The organism is Streptomyces sp. NPDC001858, assembly GCF_053594615.1.
In genome coordinates, this window is sequence record NZ_JBSFEV010000011.1 from 44,264 (window position 1) to 59,734 (window position 15,471).

General features: G+C 70.4%; 16 protein-coding genes. 6 read left to right on the forward strand and 10 right to left on the reverse strand.

The features are described from left to right. Nucleotides 1-25 precede the first annotated feature (25 nt). The 9 genes from ACWCPF_RS18165 to ACWCPF_RS18205 form a co-directional block, all read right to left on the reverse strand. Complete coding sequence (locus ACWCPF_RS18165; RefSeq protein ID WP_451046026.1) at nt 26-1,474, reverse strand: amino acid permease; 1,449 nt, start codon at nt 1,472-1,474, stop codon at nt 26-28. Next, complete coding sequence (locus ACWCPF_RS18170) at nt 1,471-2,148, reverse strand: FadR/GntR family transcriptional regulator (RefSeq protein ID WP_451046229.1); 678 nt, start codon at nt 2,146-2,148, stop codon at nt 1,471-1,473. Before ACWCPF_RS18170 ends, ACWCPF_RS18165 begins: the two co-directional genes overlap by 4 nt. A gap of 176 nt (nt 2,149-2,324) precedes the next feature. Further along, nucleotides 2,325-3,161: an undecaprenyl-diphosphate phosphatase gene (locus tag ACWCPF_RS18175; RefSeq protein WP_451046027.1), complete on the reverse strand. Its 837-nt coding sequence runs from the start codon at nt 3,159-3,161 to the stop codon at nt 2,325-2,327. 81 nt (nt 3,162-3,242) lie between these two features. Further along, nucleotides 3,243-3,605 carry a fluoride efflux transporter CrcB gene (gene crcB, locus ACWCPF_RS18180; protein WP_451046028.1) on the reverse strand — a complete coding sequence of 121 codons (363 nt, stop codon included), beginning with the start codon at nt 3,603-3,605 and terminating at the stop codon, nt 3,243-3,245. Between the two features lie 16 nt (nt 3,606-3,621). Beyond that, nucleotides 3,622-4,074, reverse strand: a complete 453-nt coding sequence (gene crcB / locus ACWCPF_RS18185; RefSeq protein ID WP_451046029.1) for a fluoride efflux transporter CrcB — start codon at nt 4,072-4,074, stop codon at nt 3,622-3,624. A 78-nt stretch (nt 4,075-4,152) separates the two neighbouring features. After that, nucleotides 4,153-5,121 carry an SMP-30/gluconolactonase/LRE family protein gene (locus ACWCPF_RS18190; protein ID WP_451046030.1) on the reverse strand — a complete coding sequence of 323 codons (969 nt, stop codon included), beginning with the start codon at nt 5,119-5,121 and terminating at the stop codon, nt 4,153-4,155. 135 nt (nt 5,122-5,256) lie between these two features. Then, entirely contained in the window at nt 5,257-5,544 is a 288-nt protein-coding gene (locus ACWCPF_RS18195; RefSeq protein ID WP_451046031.1) for an ArsR family transcriptional regulator, read from the reverse strand. Nucleotides 5,545-5,746: 202 nt separating this feature from the next. Beyond that, nucleotides 5,747-7,315, reverse strand: a complete 1,569-nt coding sequence (locus ACWCPF_RS18200; RefSeq protein WP_451046032.1) for a glycoside hydrolase family 53 protein — start codon at nt 7,313-7,315, stop codon at nt 5,747-5,749. A gap of 105 nt (nt 7,316-7,420) precedes the next feature. Further along, entirely contained in the window at nt 7,421-9,442 is a 2,022-nt protein-coding gene (locus ACWCPF_RS18205; RefSeq protein ID WP_451046033.1) for a beta-galactosidase, read from the reverse strand. Nucleotides 9,443-9,603: 161 nt separating this feature from the next. On the opposite strand from ACWCPF_RS18205, the gene ACWCPF_RS18210 reads away from it, so the two are divergent. The 6 genes from ACWCPF_RS18210 to ACWCPF_RS18235 all read left to right on the forward strand — a co-directional run bounded on the left by ACWCPF_RS18210 (nt 9,604) and on the right by ACWCPF_RS18235 (nt 14,859). Continuing rightward, a complete protein-coding gene (locus tag ACWCPF_RS18210) occupies nt 9,604-10,932 on the forward strand; it encodes an ABC transporter substrate-binding protein (RefSeq protein ID WP_451046034.1) in 1,329 nt (442 codons plus the stop codon). Beyond that, the gene (locus ACWCPF_RS18215; RefSeq protein ID WP_451046035.1) at nt 10,929-11,852 is read left to right on the forward strand and encodes a carbohydrate ABC transporter permease; all 924 of its coding nucleotides are present in this window, start codon (nt 10,929-10,931) and stop codon (nt 11,850-11,852) included. The genes ACWCPF_RS18210 and ACWCPF_RS18215 overlap by 4 nt, the downstream gene beginning before the upstream one ends. Continuing rightward, nucleotides 11,849-12,754 (forward strand): carbohydrate ABC transporter permease, encoded by a 906-nt coding sequence (locus ACWCPF_RS18220; protein WP_451046036.1) that lies wholly within the window; start codon nt 11,849-11,851, stop codon nt 12,752-12,754. Before ACWCPF_RS18215 ends, ACWCPF_RS18220 begins: the two co-directional genes overlap by 4 nt. After that, a complete protein-coding gene (locus ACWCPF_RS18225) occupies nt 12,751-13,785 on the forward strand; it encodes a LacI family DNA-binding transcriptional regulator (protein WP_451046037.1) in 1,035 nt (344 codons plus the stop codon). The genes ACWCPF_RS18220 and ACWCPF_RS18225 overlap by 4 nt, the downstream gene beginning before the upstream one ends. Nucleotides 13,786-14,021: 236 nt before the next feature. Beyond that, complete coding sequence (locus ACWCPF_RS18230; RefSeq protein WP_451046038.1) at nt 14,022-14,375, forward strand: VOC family protein; 354 nt, start codon at nt 14,022-14,024, stop codon at nt 14,373-14,375. A gap of 85 nt (nt 14,376-14,460) precedes the next feature. Next, nucleotides 14,461-14,859 carry a MarR family winged helix-turn-helix transcriptional regulator gene (locus ACWCPF_RS18235; RefSeq protein ID WP_451046039.1) on the forward strand — a complete coding sequence of 133 codons (399 nt, stop codon included), beginning with the start codon at nt 14,461-14,463 and terminating at the stop codon, nt 14,857-14,859. Between the two features lie 85 nt (nt 14,860-14,944). Here the strand turns inward: ACWCPF_RS18235 and ACWCPF_RS18240 are convergent, their stop codons facing one another. After that, nucleotides 14,945-15,343, reverse strand: coding sequence for an SseB family protein (locus ACWCPF_RS18240; RefSeq protein WP_451046040.1), 399 nt, complete (start codon nt 15,341-15,343; stop codon nt 14,945-14,947). Between the last annotated feature and the right edge of the window lie 128 nt (nt 15,344-15,471).

Here is a 15,471-nt window from a genome sequence, read left to right on the forward strand (position 1 = left end):
GGGTGGTCGGGGTGCGGCACCGGGGTCATGCGTCGGCCCTGTCGGCCCGGGCCGCGGTGCGGGCGAGGTTGCGGCGGACGGCGTACCAGCCGGCCACGAGCGCCGCGACGATCAGCGGCAGGCACAGCACGGTGGTGCGTCCGGCGCCGCCGTCGGCGTACATGAGGACCAGGACCGAGGCGAGGAAGAAGAGCGTCACGAGTTCGGTCCAGGGGGAGCCCGGGAGGCGATAGATCGGGCGGGTCAACTCGCCCTTTTGGGTCTTCTGCCAGAAGACGAGGTGACAGATCATGATCATGCCCCAGGTGGAGAGGATGCCGATCGCCGCAAAGTTCAGGACGATCTCGAAGGCGTCCGCCGGGACCACGAAGTTCAGACCGACGCCCAGGACGCAGATACCGCTGGTGAGCAGAATGCCGCCGTAGGGGACCTGGCTGCGGCTCATCACGCCGGTGAACTTCGGCGCGGAGCCGGACATCGCCATGGAGCGCAGGATGCGGCCGGTGGAGTACAGGCCGGAGTTGAGCGAGGACATGGCCGCGGTGAGGACGACGAGGTTCATCACGCCGCCCGCCGCCGGGATGCCGATGTTGGACAGGACCGTCACGAAGGGGCTCTCGCCGGACGTGTACTTGTTCCACGGCAGCAGCATCGACAGCAGGACGACCGAGCCGACGTAGAAGAGGCCCACCCGCCACATGATCGAGTTGATCGCCTTGGGCATGATCTTCTCGGGGTTCTCGGTCTCGCCCGCGGCGACGCCGACCAGTTCGACCGAGGCGTAGGCGAAGACGACGCCCTGGATGATCAGCAGCATGGGCAGCAGGCCGTTGGGGAAGAGGCCGCCGTTGTCGGTGATCAGGGACGGGCCGGGCGTGCTGCCGTCGACGGGGTGCTGGGTGACCAGCAGGAAGATGCCGATGAGCATGAAGACGACGAGCGCGCTGACCTTGATGATCGCGAACCAGAACTCCAGTTCGCCGAACAGTTTCACCGAGATCAGGTTCACCGTGAGGACCACGGCCAGTGCGATCAGCGCGATCACCCACTGCGGGATGTCGGAGAACATGCCCCAGTAGTGGGTGTAGACGGCCACCGCGGTGATGTCGGCGATGCCGGTGGTGGCCCAGTTCAGGAAGTACATCCAGCCCGCGACGTACGCGCCCTTCTCGCCGAGGAACTCGCGGGCGTACGACACGAAGGCGCCGGACGAGGGCCGGTACAGGACGAGTTCGCCCAGGGCGCGCACGACGAGGAACGCGAAGAGGCCGCAGACGGCGTACGCGACGAACAGGGACGGCCCGGCGTCGACGAGCCTGCCGCCGGCGCCGAGGAAGAGGCCGGTGCCGATGGCGCCGCCGATGGCGATCATGTTGACGTGCCGGTGCTTCAGCGACTTGCTGTAGCCGTGGTCGCCGGCGTCGACGTGGCGGGACGAGGGGCGCGTCTCGTCTTTGAGGTGCTGTTCGCTCAACGCTCGGGTCCGCCTTCCAGGGGAGTGTCCGTGCGCGGGGCACGCACGATGTCGGTGAGGGTCGTCTCGACGCGGTCGAGGTGGTGGCTCATGGCCTCCACCGCGTCGGGCTCGGAACCGTCGATCAGGGCCTCGACGATCGCCCGGTGCTCGCGGTTGGACTGCTCGCGTCGGCCGCCCAGCTCGTTGAGGAAGGCCGACTGACGCGCCAGTGCGTCGCGGATCTCCTCGATGACCCGGCGGAAGACCGGGTTCTGGGCGGCTTCGGCGACGGCCAGGTGGAAGAGGGTGTCCATCGCGACCCAGGCGGTGGTGTCCGTCTCCCCCTCCATGCGGTCGAGGAGATGGGCCAGGTGGTCCAGGTTCTCCGGGGTGCGGCGCAGGGCCGCGTACCCGGCGACCGGGATCTCGACGTGCCGGCGGACCTCGAGCAGGTCGCTGGCCGCGTAGTCGCCGAAGGTGGGGTCCTCGACGGTGTTCGCGATCACGAACGTGCCCTTGCCGGTCTTGGCGACCGTCAGGCCCATGGTCTGCAGGGCGCGCAGGGACTCGCGCAGCACGGGCCGGGACACCTCGAGGGTGCGGCAGAGCTCGGCCTCGGAGGGAAGCTTGTCGCCGATGGCGTACTCGCCGCGTTCGATGGCGCCGCGGAGGTGGGTGAGTACCGCTTCCATCGCGCTGACGCGCCGCGGGACCCCGCCACCTGTCTGGCTGTCTGACAGGTTCACGGGAGTGATACTCCGGGTGGCCGAAGGCCGCTGTCAAGCCGTCCGAAAACAAAAATTCAGGGGGCGGGCGGCCTGAATGGCAACTTCCCGCCCCCTGCGGGGTCTTCGTTCGTCGTGCGCGGTCAGCTGTCCAGGACTCCTGCGGCGAGCAGTCCGAACAGTGCCACCCCGACCACGAGCCGGTAGATCACGAACGCGTTGAACGAGTGCTTGGCGACGAATTTCAGCAGCCAGGCGATGGAGGCGTAGGCGACCACGAAGGACACGACCGTGCCCACGACCAGGGGCGCCGCGCCCTCGCCGGTGCCGAGCGCGTCCTTGAGCTCGTAGATGCCGGCGCCGGTCAGGGCGGGGATGCCGAGGAAGAACGACAGCCGGGTGGCGGCGACCCGGTCCAGGTCGAGCATGAGCGCGGTGGACATGGTGGCGCCCGAGCGGGAGAAGCCGGGGAAGAGCAGGGCGAGGATCTGGGAGCTGCCGACCAGCATCGCGTCCTTGAACGAGGTGTCGTCCTCGCCGCGCTTGTGCCGGCCCATCTGGTCGGCCGCCCACATCACACCGCTGCCGACGATCAGCGAGCCGGCGACGACCCAGAGCGAGGCCAGCGGTCCTTCGATGAGCGGCTTGGCGGCGAGCCCCACGACGACGATGGGGATCGTCGCGCAGATCACCCACCAGGCGAATTTGTAGTCGTGGTGGTGACGCTCCTCGCGGTTGCCGAGGCCCCGGAACCAAGCGGACACGATCCGCACGATGTCCTTGCGGAAGTACACGAGCACGGCGGCGATCGCCCCGACCTGGATGACGGCGGAGAACCCGACGACGGCGTCGTCGTCGACCGGGATGCTCATCAGGCCTTCGGCGATCTTCAGATGGCCGGTGGAGGAGACGGGGAGGAACTCGGTCACTCCCTCGACGGCTCCGAGGACGACGGCTTGGCCGACGGAGATGGCGCTCATGGAATCCAGTTCTGAGGAGGTCGGTGGTCGGTGGTGACGGTGCGGGGGCCAGTCCTACCAGGCGCGGGTGCGGCCGGACGGCTACGGCCAGACCGTGTTGCCCATCGCCACCCCGGCGAACGCGGCCCCGAGGCCCGCCACCACACTCCCCACGACGTTGGCGAGGGCGTACAGCCCCGCGCCCGTCTCGGTCAGCCGCAGCGTCTCGTACCCGAACGTCGAGTACGTCGTCAACGCGCCGCAGAACCCCACGCCCAGGAAAAGCCGCAGGTCAGGCCCGGCAGCGGCGCCGGTCAGCGTGCCGAGGACCAGACAGCCGACGATGTTGACGACGAAGGTGCCCCAGGGGAAGAGCGAGTCGTGCCGGGACTGCACCACCCGATCGGTCAGGTAGCGGAGCGGGGCGCCGATCATGCCGCCGGCGACGACCACCAGCCAGTTCACAACGAGTTCTTACCCTTCATGTCCGCCACCGGATGACGCGGCGGGTCGCGACGGCCGCGAGCCACACGGCCGAAAGCGCCGCGAGCAGGGTCGCGGCGAGATAGGCCAGGGCCGTGCCGGGACGGCCCTGGTCGAAGAGCCGCTCGATCTCGACGGCGTACGTCGAGAAGGTGGTGAAGCCGCCGAGCACGCCGGTGCCGAAGAACGGGCGCACCAGCGGGTGGGGCGTCATGGCCTCGGTGATCAGCACCAGGAAGACGCCGATCACCGCGCAGCCGACGACGTTCACCCAGAAGGTCGTCCAGGGGAATCCGCCGGTCTCGGTGGGCCACCACAGCGCGGCCGCGTACCGGGCGGCGGCGCCGAGGCCGCCGCCGACGGACACGGCGGCGACCACCGGGAGCTGACCGGTCCCGGTGGTCCGCCGTGGCGCGCTGCTGCGGAGGCCGTCGGCCTCCGGGGCTGTCATGTCGTACGTCTCCTGCCCGGTCCGGGACCGCCCCGCCTCGTCGGGGTGCTCACGGAAGGGCACCAGGGTAACGCCGGCTCATTTGGCCACGGGCGCCTCGCAGACCGCGATGCCGCGCTCCCAGAGGCTGCCCAGGACCAGCCGGCCGCCGGTCTCGCAGACGCTGGTGACCATGCGGAAGCCGGAGCGGCGGCGGGTGAGGTGGTGCAGGATCCGGCCGTCGTCGTCGATCGCGAGCACGCCGGCCGTGCCCGAGGGCGGATAGGGCGCTTTCACCGCGAGCCGGGCGGCGCGGCGGCGGACGGCGGGGGCGGCGCGGTGCAGGAGGTCGAGCGGCGGGACGGGCGGGCCGGCCAGCGCCACCCAGACGGGGCCGTCGGGCGCGCCGCGCCACAGGTTGTCGGGGAAGCCCGGCAGGTTCTCGACGAGGGGCTCGGCCTGGCCGGCCCGGGGGCCGGTGAGCCGGTAGCGGGTGAGGCGGCGGGCTCCGGTCTCGGCGACGATGAGAAAGGAGTCGTCGGCACTGCGGGCGAGGCCGTTGGCGAACTGCAGTCCCTCCAGCGCGACTTCGGCCTCGCGGGCGCCCGGGGCGAGTCGCAACAGGCGTCCGGTGCCGGTGTGTTCGACGATCTCACCCATCCAGTCCGCCAAGGGGTGGACCCGGCTGGAGACGGTGAAGTAGACGGTGCCGTCGGGCAGCGCGACGACGTTGCTGCAGAAGCGCAGCCGCTCCCCCGCCGCCGACTCGGTCAGCACCCGGACGTTGCCGGTGCCGCCGTCGGGGTCGACGCGCAGCAGCGCGCCGTCGGCGCAGCACACCAACAGGTCGCCGTCCGGGAGGAGTTCGAGGCCGAGCGGACGGCCGCCGATCTCGCCGACGTGCTCGACGCGGGCGCTGGGCGGGTCATCCAGACCGTCGACGCGCAGGATCCGCCCGTCCGAGACCCCGGTCAGCACACGCCCTCTCGGATCGGCGACGACGTCCTCCGGGCCGCGCCCGGGGAGAGTGAGGTACCGGAGGGGGACGAGTGGCGTCCGACGGTCCATAGGGGTCCGCCCTTCCTTCAGGAGGCGGCCATCCTCGCAGGCGGGTGTATCGCTGACGTGTCGTCACCTCGGTCTTTTGCCGGGCCTTTCCGCAAGGCGGTCCCGCTGTTCTCGGCGGCCCCTTCCCTCCGTTCCCTACCATCCCTTCTCGAACATGCGCGCCACTGCGGCGATGCGCATCTCGTCGCGTCGGTAGTGCGTACGGCGCCCGAGCCGCTTGGCGCGCAGCAGGCCGATGCCCGCGAGCAGGGCGAGGTGGGTGTCGGCCACCTGGCGGGGCACGCCGAGTTTCGCCGCGACGAGGTCCGCGGTGACGCCGTCCTCGACGAGGTCGCCGTGCCGTGGTGGCGGGAAGTGCCGGGCCGGGTCCTTCAGCCACTCCAGGATGTCCCGTCGCCTCTCACTTACGGGAGTCCTCAGCATCGTCGTCCCCCTCCGTCCGGGCCTCCTCGTACCGCGTCGTCCCACTCTTTCGCAGTCGGGGCCGTCGTGTCCCGTACTCCGCGAGCCTTGGCCGGGATCGAACAGCCCTGCCGTGCAAGGGCGTTCGGGACATCGCCGGGAAACGGGCAGGGGCCCGGGCCGCGCGGTGCGGCCGGGCCCCTGCGGTAGGTGCTCGCGGGGATCAGCGGTGGCTGAACCACGACATGGAGGACAGGGCCTTGTCGTCGTAGCCGAACAGGGCCTGGTTCTCCCAGCCGTTGCCGGAGGCGGCGTCGGCCGGGTCCCAGCCGTTGCCGGTGACGGCCGTCCAGGTCGCCTCCCAGTAGAAGACGCCGAGGCCGCGGCCGTTCGGGACGGCCTCCACGATGTTCGCGACGGCGTTCATCCACGCCAGCTGGCCGGCCGGGGTCGCCGGGTAGCCGGTGACGAGTTCGGAGGACAGGTCGATCTGGTTGGTGAGGAAGTCGTCGCTGTCGAGCCGGAAGGGGTAGGCCGTCTCGGCGAGGAACACCGGCTTGGCGTAGCGGGACGCGGCGTCGTCCAGGGTGGTCTGGAAGTCGGCGAGGGTGCCGTGCCAGTAGCCGTAGTACGACAGGCCGATGGCGTCGAACTTCACGCCGTTGGAGACGGCGCTGTCGAACCACCAGCGGGTGCCGCTCAGGTCGCCGCCCTTGGCGAGGTGCAGGGCGACCGCGGTGGACGCGTTGACGGCCTTGACGGCGTCGTAGCCGGAGTTGAGCAGACCGGCCAGCTGACCCCAGTTGTCGGTGGACCCCTCGGACCACATCATGCCGCCGTTGATCTCGTTGCCCACCTGGACCATGTCGGCGGTGGTGCCCTGCGCCTTCAACGCGTTCAGCACGTCGTAGGTGTGGTTGTACACGTCCGTCTTGAGCTGGCTGTACGAGTGGCCGGACCACGCGGCCGGCTTGGACTGGACGCCCGGGTCGGCCCAGGTGTCGGAGTAGTGGAAGTCGACCAGGAGCTTCTGGCCTGCGGCCTTGGCGCGCTTGGCGACGGCGAGGACGCGCGCCTTGTTGTTGTAGCCGTCGGCAGGATTGACCCACACCTTCAGGCGCGCGTAGTTCATGCCCGCGTTCTTCAGGATGGTGACCGCGTCGCCCGCCGTGCCCGAACTCGTGCGGTAGACACCGCCCTTGGCCTCGCTCTTGGCGAGGGAGGAGATGTCGGAGCCCTTGATCGCCAGTCCGGTCGTGCCGGAGGTGAAGGTCAGGTCGTCGACGTTGATCCAGTTGCCCGCGTTCGCGTCGCTGCTGATGCTGACGGTGCACTGGTTGCTGGTCACGTTGACCGGCGTGACGATGTGGATCCACCCGCTGGAGGACACCGGGAGATCGGTGCGCTGTTCCGGACCGCCGCAGTTCTTCAGGGCGATGTAGGCGGAGTTCTGGCCGCCGCCGGAGCGGACCCAGGCGGAGAGCTTGTAGGCGCCGTTGGTCAGCCCCGAGAGGTACTGGTAGGTCTCCACCTTGTAGGCGGTGGACGCCCAGTGGGTCAGCCGGTAGCTGCCGCCGTGTCCGCCGGCCTCGGTGAAGGAGGCGGAGTTCTGGCCGGCCGCCGAGTAGGTGGACCAGCCGGTCGGCGTCGCGGTGCCGGCGCCGTCCGTCTCGAAGCCGGCGTTGGTGAGGGTGGCGGCCGCCTGGGCGGTCTGCGCGGGCAGGGCCAGGAAGGAGAGTCCCGCGGCGAGCGGCAGCAGCAGGGCTCTGAGGGTGCGTCTGGGATGGAACATCGTCGTCCGTCGTCCCTTCGACGTGATGGGTTGAGGATTCCCCCAGGTGATGAGGGACCCCCTCCGCCCGCGGCTCGCGGCTCCACGGGCGAAGGGGGGGTCGGCTCAGCCGTCGAGTCGCACGACCCGGACGGCTCCGGCCGGGACCGCGAGGCGGCCGGCGGCGCGTTCGCCCGTCAGCAGCTCGGTGCCGGACGACTCCAGCGGCACCTTGGCGTCGCTGGCCGTGTGGTTGACGGCGAAGAGGTAGCTGCCCGTCTCGCCGGAGCGGCGCACGACCTCGACGTCCCGGGGCAGGTCGGCGCGCGGGGCGATGTTCGCGTCCTCGGCGGCCCAGCCGAGCAGCGCGTCCAGCCCGTCGGGGCCGAGGCGGGTGGAGACGTACCAGGCGGTGCCCTCGCCGAGGCGGTGCCGGGTGACGGCCGGGTGGCCCGCGGTGAGGCCGTCGGCGTAGGTCCAGACGGTCTCGGCGCCGCGCGGGACGACGAACTCGGTCCATACGTCGCCGGCCAGTTCGGAGCCGTCCGGGCCGGTGAGCCGGATGTGCTCGCCCTGCAGCAGCGGTGAGAACTCCTCGACGGTGAGGCCCAGGACGTCCCGGAGCGCGCCCGGGTAGGCGCCCTCGTGGACGGCGTCGTGCTCGTCGACGATGCCGGAGAAGTACGACACGACGAGGGTGCCGCCGTTCTCGACGTACTCCTCGAGGTTGTGCCCGGCCGCCTCCGTCATCAGGTAGAGGGCGGGCACCACGACCAGCGGGTACGCCGAGAGGTCGGCCTCGGGGTGGGCGAAGTCGACGGTGAGGTGGCGGTCGTAGAGGGCCTCGTAGAAGGCGTCGGCGCGCTCGCGCGGGTCGGCGTCCTGGCTGGGGCGCCAGTCGAGGTTCTGCGCCCACCAGGAGTGCCAGTCCCAGAGCACCGCCGCGTCGGCCTCGGTGCGGGTGCCGCGGATCGCGGCGAGGGAGTCGAGCGAGGCGCCGAGTTCGACGACCTCGCGCCACACGCGTGTGTCGGTGCCGCCGTGCGGAACCATCGCCGAGTGGAACTTCTCGGCGCCGCGCCGGGACTGCCGCCACTGGAAGAACATGGCGCCCTCGGAGCCGCGGGCCACATGCGCCAGCGAGTTGCGGGCCATCTGGCCGGGGGCCTTGGCGGGGTTGCGCGGCTGCCAGTTGACGCCCGAGGTGGAGTGTTCGAGCAGGATCCAGGGCGCGCCGGCGCCGACGGAGCGGGTGAGGTCGGCGGCCATCGCGAGGTTGACGTGGGTGCGCCGGCCGTCGGTGATCAGGTAGTGGTCGTTGGTGACGATGTCGACCTCGCGGCCCCAGGCCCAGTAGTCGACCGAGTCGCACTGGCTGAGGGCGGTCATGAAGTTGGTCGTCACCGGGAGGCCGGGCGCGAGGCGGTGCAGGATGTCCCGCTCCGCCACGAAGTTCTCGCGCATCGTGGCGTCGGCGAACCGCTTGTAGTCGAGGGCCTGGCCCGGGTTGCCGACGGTCGGGGTGGCGCGCGGCGGGTCGACGTCCTCGAAGCTCGCGTAGCGCTGGCCCCAGAAGGCGGTGCCCCAGGCCTCGTTGACCGCGTCGATCGTGCCGTACGTCGTCTCCAGCCAGCGGCGGAAGTGGGCGGCGCAGGAGTCGCAGTAGCAGGCCGAGACCGGGACGCCGTACTCGTTGTGGACGTGCCACATCGCCAGCGCCGGGTGCTCGCCGTAGCGCTGCGCGAGCTGGGTGGTGATGTTGGCGGCGGCGGCGCGGTAGTCCGCGTTGCTGTGGCAGATCGCGGCGCGCGAGCCGAACTCGTAGCGCACGCCCTCGGCGGTCACCGGAAGCGCCTCGGGGTGGCGGCGGTAGAACCAGACCGGCGGGGCCACGGTGGGGGTGCCCAGGTCGACGCGGATGCCGTCGTCGTGCAACAGGCCGATGACGCGGTCGAGCCAGCCGAAGTCGTACTCCCCGGCCGTGGGCTCCAGGAGGGCCCAGGAGAAGATCCCGACGCTCACCATGGTGACGCCGGCCTCGCGCATCAGCCGGACGTCGTCCCGCCAGACGCTTTCCGGCCATTGCTCGGGGTTGTAGTCCCCACCGAAGGCGAGCCCGGTGAGGCCCCTGGGGTTGGTCGCCGGCATGGATTTCTCCCGTTTAATCGATCATTTGGGAACGTGCACACACAGCTGCGGGCGGTGCGGGCCCAACATAACCGCACAGCATCAACCATTGACAAGTGTCCGGGATGTTTCTCTACTGTGAACGCTCACAGACACCAGGACCCAGGTCAGGGGAGAGATCCATGCCCAACACGAAGCGCCGCCGGCCCCGCAGATTCATGGCTTCCGCCGTCGCCGTCACGCTCGGCGCCACCGCCCTCGCCGCCTGCGGCTCGTCCGACGACGACGGCGGCGCCGAGTCCGGTCCGGTCTCGCTCACGTACTGGACGTGGACGCCCGGCATGGACAAGGTCGTGGACCTGTGGAACGCGGGCCAGGGCAAGAAGGACCAGATCACGGTCACGGTGAAGAAGCAGGCCTCCGGCGACTCCCTGGTCACCAAGATCCTCACCGCGCACACCGCCGGCAAGGCCCCGGACCTGGTGCAGGCCGAGTACCAGGCGCTGCCGACGCTGGTCAGCAATGACGCGCTGGCGGACATAGCGAAGGACGTCGGCGACGCGAAGGCCAAGTTCGCCGACGGCGTCTGGCAGCAGACCACGCTGGGCACGGACGCCGTCTACGCGGTGCCGCAGGACATCGGCCCGATGATGTTCTACTACCGCGCCGACCTCTTCAAGCAGTACGGCCTGACGGTCCCCACCACCTGGGAGCAGTTCGCCGAGACCGCCCGCGCGCTGAAGAAGAAGGCCCCGGACACCGACCTCACCACGTTCTCCGCCAACGACTCCGGTCTCTTCGCGGGCCTGGCCCAGCAGGCCGGCGCCAAGTGGTGGACCACCTCCGGCGACAAGTGGAAGGTCGGCATCGACGACGCGGCCACCAAGAAGGTCGCCGATTTCTGGGGCGGTCTGGTCAAGGAGGGCGCCATCGACAACCAGCCGATGTACACCCCGGCCTGGAACAAGGCGCTCAACACCGGCAAGCAGATCGCCTGGGTCTCCGCCGTCTGGGCCCCGGGCACGCTGACCACCGCCGCGCCCGACACCAAGGGCAAGTGGGCCATGGCCCCGCTCCCCCAGTGGTCGAACGGCGAGAACGTCACCGGCAGTTGGGGCGGATCCTCCACGGCCGTGACGACGGACTCCAAGCACAAGGAGGCCGCCGCGAAGTTCGCCGCCTGGCTGAACACCGACGGCGACGCGCTCACCGCGCTGGCCAAGGAGGGCGGCATCTACCCGGCGGCCACGAACGCCCAGACCAGCGGCGCCTTCACCACCCCGCCGGACTACTTCTCGAACCAGGCGGACTTCTACACCAAGGCCGCCGAGATCGCGAAGACCACGGCGCCCTCGGCCTGGGGCCCGAACGTGAACGTCGCCTACACGACCTTCAACGACGCGTTCGGCGCCGCCGCCAAGAACAAGTCGGACTTCTCCGCCGCCCTGGCCAAGATGCAGTCGGCCACCGTCGCCGACATGAAGAAGCAGGGCTTCGAGGTCTCCGAGTGACCACCGCACGCCGGAGGTCGTACGGGGTCAAGGGGGCCCCGTATGCCTTCCTCATCCCCGCGACGATCCTCTTCGCGTTGTTCTTCGCACTGCCCATCGGGTACGCGGTCTGGCTCAGCTTCCACAAGGTGAAGGTCTCCGGGCTCGGCCTGGGGGCCGGCGCCCGCAGCGAGGTCTGGGCCGGCCTGGAGAACTACACCGCCGCCCTCACCGACAGCGAGCTGGTCGCCGGCGCGCTGCGCGTCCTCGGGTACGGCTGCATCGTCGTCCCGCTGATGCTGGGCCTGGCGCTGCTGTTCGCGTTGATGCTCGACTCCGAGAAGGTGCGGTTCGCCCCCTTCACCCGGCTCGCGATCTTCCTGCCGTACGCCATCCCGGGCGTGGTGGCGGCGCTGCTGTGGGGCTTCCTGTATCTGCCGGACGTCAGCCCGTTCTACTTCGTGCTGGAGAAGCTGGGCCTGCCGCAGCCGGACCTGCTGGACGGCGGCCCCCTCTATCTCGCCCTGTCCAACATCGCGATCTGGGGCGGCACCGGCTTCAACATGATCGTCATCTACACCTCGCTGCAGGCCATTCCGGCCGAGGTGCACGAGGCGGCGAAGCTGGACGGCGCCACCCCGCTGCAGATCGCGCTGAAGATCAAGATCCCGATGGTGGCGCCCTCGCTGGTGCTGACCTTCTTCTTCTCGATCATCGCCACGCTCCAGGTGTTCAACGAGCCGACCACCCTGAAGCCGCTCACCAACTCCGTGTCCACCACCTGGAGTCCGCTGATGAAGGTGTACCGGGACGCGTTCCGCACCGGTGACGTCTACCAGGCGGCCGCCGAGGCCGTGATCATCGCGGTCGCCACGCTGGTGCTGTCGTTCGGCTTCCTGCGGGCCGCGAACCGTCGCAACAAGCAGGAGGCAGCACGATGAGTTCTCTTGCCGTACAGAAGGCGCCGTCGGCGGCCGGCGCCTCGGGCGCGGCCCGCGGCCGCCCGCCGCTGCGCAGCAGGGTGTCGCTGGTCCCCACGATCACGCTGCTGCTGGGGGCGCTCTACTGTCTCCTGCCGGTGGCGTGGGTGGTGATCGCGTCCACCAAGTCCGGGCGTGAGCTGTTCTCCACGTTCACGTTCCTGCCCGGCACCGGCTTCGCCGACAACCTCAAGGATCTCAACGCCTACCGCGACGGCGTGTACTGGACGTGGATGGGCAACTCCGCCCTCTACGCCGGTCTCGGGGCGCTGCTGTCGACGTGCGTGTCCGCGGTCAGCGGGTACGCGCTGGCGGTCTACCGGTTCCGCGGTCGCGAGACGATGTTCAACATCCTGCTCGCGGGCGTGCTGATGCCGCCGATCATCCTCGCCGTCCCGCAGTACCTGCTGATGGCGAACGCCGACCTCACGGACTCCTACTGGTCCGTGCTGCTGCCGCAGATCCTCTCCCCCTACGGCGTCTACCTCGCGCGCATCTACGCGGCCGCGGCCGTGCCCGCCGACGTGGTGGAGGCCGGGCGGATGGACGGGGCGAGCGAGTGGCGGATCTTCACCCGGATCGCGCTGCCGATGATGATCCCCGGACTGGTCACGGTGTTCCTGTTCCAGTTCGTGGCGGTGTGGAACAACTTCCTGCTGCCGTACATCATGCTCAGCGACGACGAGAAGTTCCCGATCACCCTGGGTCTGTTCACATTGCTGGAGCAGGGCTCCAACCAGCCCGCCCTGTACACGCTGGTGATCACCGGCGCGTTCCTCGCGGTGATCCCGCTGGTGGCGCTGTTCCTGGTCGTTCAGCGGTTCTGGAGCCTGGACCTGCTGTCCGGAGCCGTAAAGTCATGACCATGAACAATGGTGCGGGTGGCCGACGCAAACCGCCGACCATCCACGACGTGGCGCGGGAGGCGGGCGTCTCGCGGGGCACCGTCTCGCGCGTGCTCAACGGCGGGCACTACGTCAGCCCGGCCGCGGCGGAGGCGGTCAACGCCGCCATCCGCAGGACGGGTTACGTCGTCAACCGGCACGCCCGCTCGCTGATCACCGGCCGTTCCGACTCCGTGGGCTTCCTGCTCACGGAGCCGCAGGAGCGGTTCTTCGAGGACCCCAACTTCAACGTCCTGCTGCGCGGCTGCACCCAGGCGCTGGCCGCGCACGACATCCCGCTGCTGCTGATGCTGGCCGGCACCGAGGACGAACGGCGGCGGATCACGCGGTACATCACCGCCGGGCACGTGGACGGGGTGCTGCTGGTCTCCAGCCACTCCGGGGACCCGATCGCCACGGAGCTGCGCGAGGCGGGCGTACCGCTGGTCGCGTGCGGCAAGCCGATCGGCATCGGTTCCAAGGTGAGCTATGTGGCCGCCGACGACCGCGACGGCGCCCGGGACATGGTGCGCCATCTGCTCGCGCAGGGCCGTCGGCGGATCGGCGTGGTCACCGGCCCGCTGGACACCCCCGGCGGTGTGGAGCGGCTCGCCGGGTACCGGGAGGTGCTCGCCGAGGCGGGCGTCGCGTACGACGAGCGGCTGATCGTCTCCGGCGACTACAGCCGGGCCAGCGGTGAGGCGGGCGCGGAACGGCTCCTGGAGCGGGTCCCGGAGCTGGACGCGATGTTCGTCGCCTCCGACCTGATGGCACAGGGCGTGCTGACCGCGCTGCGGCGGGCGGGCAAGCGGGTGCCGGACGACGTGGCCGTGGGCGGCTTCGACGACTCCCCCGCGGCGCTCGCGGGCAGCCCCTCCCTCACCACGATCCGCCAGCCCTGGGACCGGATCAGCAACGAGATGGTCCGGGTGCTGCTCGCGCAGATCGGCGGCGAGGACCCGGCGGCGGTGATCCTGCCCACGGAACTGGTGAAGCGGGAGTCGACGTAAGCGGGTCGGGCGAAGCGCCCCAAAGGGGCGCGGGGAACTGCGCGGCCGGCCACGACGGCGCCGCGGCAAAACGACGGCACATAGCGGCACCTCCAGCGGAGCGCCCCGCGGGCGGCAGCCCTGGTGCGGGAACCGGTCAGTTTCGGAGAAGCCGTGGCGCGGCCCGTCGGCCTAGCGTGAGAAGTGCGGGAACACGGACGCGTTCCCGCGCACCGCACGTCACCCAGGAGGACGCCATGACCACCGCCGGCCTGCAGACGATCATCTACCCCGTCAAGGACCTCGACCGGGCGAAGGCGCTGTTCAGCGCACTGCTGAAGGTCGAGCCGTACGCCGACGAGCCCTACTACGTCGGCTTCAGGGCCGCCGGGCAGGACGTCGGCCTCGACCCGAACGGGCACGCCAAGGGCATGACCGGGCCGGTTCCGTACTGGCATGTCACGGACCTGCGCGAGCGGCTCGCGGCGCTGGTCGCGGCGGGCGCGGAGCTGTTGCAGGACGCCCAGGACGTCGGCGGCGGCAGGCTGATCGCCTTCGTGAAGGACGCGGACGGCAACCTGGTGGGCCTGCTCCAGGACCCGACCGCCTGAAGCCGCTGCGGCGCCGTAGCCGACTTCGCACAACCCACTTAGTTGCACGGGCAACAAAGGTGCGGATCGGTGTTACCGTGCGGGTATGGCAGCGAAGACGGCTGGGGCGGGCCTGGAAGCGCGGTGGCGGGACATCCTGTCGGTGCACGCGCGCACGATGTGCGAGATCGATCGTGCGCTGCACCCGCACGGCCTCGGCGCGAGTGACTTCGAAGTGCTCGACCTCCTCGCCTCCGAAGCGCCCCGCGAGGGCGACCACTGCCGGGTGCAGAACCTCGCCGGACGGGTCCATCTCAGCCAGAGCGCGCTGTCCCGCCTCATCGGCCGGCTGGAGAAGGAAGGCCTGGTGGAGCGCTCCGTCTGCATCGAGGACCGGCGCGGGGTCTGGGTCGCCCTCACCCGTAAGGGCCGCGACCTGCACACCGAGGTCCTGCCGCTGCAGCGGGCCGCACTCCAACGCACACTGACGCCGACCGAGGCCTGAAGCGCCCCAAAGGGGCGCGGGGAACTGCGCGACCGGCCACGACGGCGCCGCGGCGGAACGACCGCACAGCGCGGCAGCGCAGCGCTCAGCGAGCGAGCAGGGTGCGCACTCCCTCCGAGGTGAGGGTCAGTGGATGGGCGCCGGCCGCGTCGATGCACAGGGACAGCTCTCCGATCGGCCACTGCGCGGCGAGTGCGCCGAGCGGCACCAGGCGGTAGCGGTCGACCTCCGGCAGCAGGTACGCCAGCTCCGGCTCGGAGGTGAACACCGGCACCACGGGAACGCCCCCGACCTGTTCGAGGACGGGCAGGGCGACGGTGGTCGGGTCGGTGACGTCCTCGTCGGTGGCGTCGTCGGGCACGGGCACGAGGACGTCGCAGTGCGCGAGCGCGTCCAGTGCCGCCGTGTCCTCGGTGTCCCGGGCCAGCGCGTCCAGTGCCAGCGCGCCGGGGTTGTCGGCGTGGTCGTATGCGGGCGTCTCCATGGCAGCTCCCCTGATAGCGGCGGTCCGGCCTCGCGTACCCGAGCGCAGCGGGATCAATCACCTCACGGGCGGATCCGCGGGATCGGCCCGCCCGGATGCTCGAACGAGCAGGGGGTTAGCATATGAGC

What these genes read in the sequence shown, in the direction of transcription:
- ACWCPF_RS18175 (WP_451046027.1), bottom strand. Translation starts at nt 3,161, where the DNA reads ATGAGCGCCATCTCCGTCGGCCAAGCCGTCGTCCTCGGAGCCGTCGAG.
- ACWCPF_RS18230 (WP_451046038.1), top strand. Translation starts at nt 14,022, where the DNA reads ATGACCACCGCCGGCCTGCAGACGATCATCTACCCCGTCAAGGACCTC.
- ACWCPF_RS18170 (WP_451046229.1), bottom strand. Translation starts at nt 2,148, where the DNA reads ATGGAAGCGGTACTCACCCACCTCCGCGGCGCCATCGAACGCGGCGAG.
- ACWCPF_RS18205 (WP_451046033.1), bottom strand. Translation starts at nt 9,442, where the DNA reads ATGCCGGCGACCAACCCCAGGGGCCTCACCGGGCTCGCCTTCGGTGGG.
- ACWCPF_RS18210 (WP_451046034.1), top strand. Translation starts at nt 9,604, where the DNA reads ATGCCCAACACGAAGCGCCGCCGGCCCCGCAGATTCATGGCTTCCGCC.
- crcB (WP_451046029.1), bottom strand. Translation starts at nt 4,074, where the DNA reads ATGACAGCCCCGGAGGCCGACGGCCTCCGCAGCAGCGCGCCACGGCGG.
- ACWCPF_RS18235 (WP_451046039.1), top strand. Translation starts at nt 14,461, where the DNA reads ATGGCAGCGAAGACGGCTGGGGCGGGCCTGGAAGCGCGGTGGCGGGAC.
- ACWCPF_RS18225 (WP_451046037.1), top strand. Translation starts at nt 12,751, where the DNA reads ATGACCATGAACAATGGTGCGGGTGGCCGACGCAAACCGCCGACCATC.
- ACWCPF_RS18240 (WP_451046040.1), bottom strand. Translation starts at nt 15,343, where the DNA reads ATGGAGACGCCCGCATACGACCACGCCGACAACCCCGGCGCGCTGGCA.
- ACWCPF_RS18195 (WP_451046031.1), bottom strand. Translation starts at nt 5,544, where the DNA reads ATGCTGAGGACTCCCGTAAGTGAGAGGCGACGGGACATCCTGGAGTGG.
- ACWCPF_RS18200 (WP_451046032.1), bottom strand. Translation starts at nt 7,315, where the DNA reads ATGTTCCATCCCAGACGCACCCTCAGAGCCCTGCTGCTGCCGCTCGCC.
- ACWCPF_RS18220 (WP_451046036.1), top strand. Translation starts at nt 11,849, where the DNA reads ATGAGTTCTCTTGCCGTACAGAAGGCGCCGTCGGCGGCCGGCGCCTCG.
- ACWCPF_RS18190 (WP_451046030.1), bottom strand. Translation starts at nt 5,121, where the DNA reads ATGGACCGTCGGACGCCACTCGTCCCCCTCCGGTACCTCACTCTCCCC.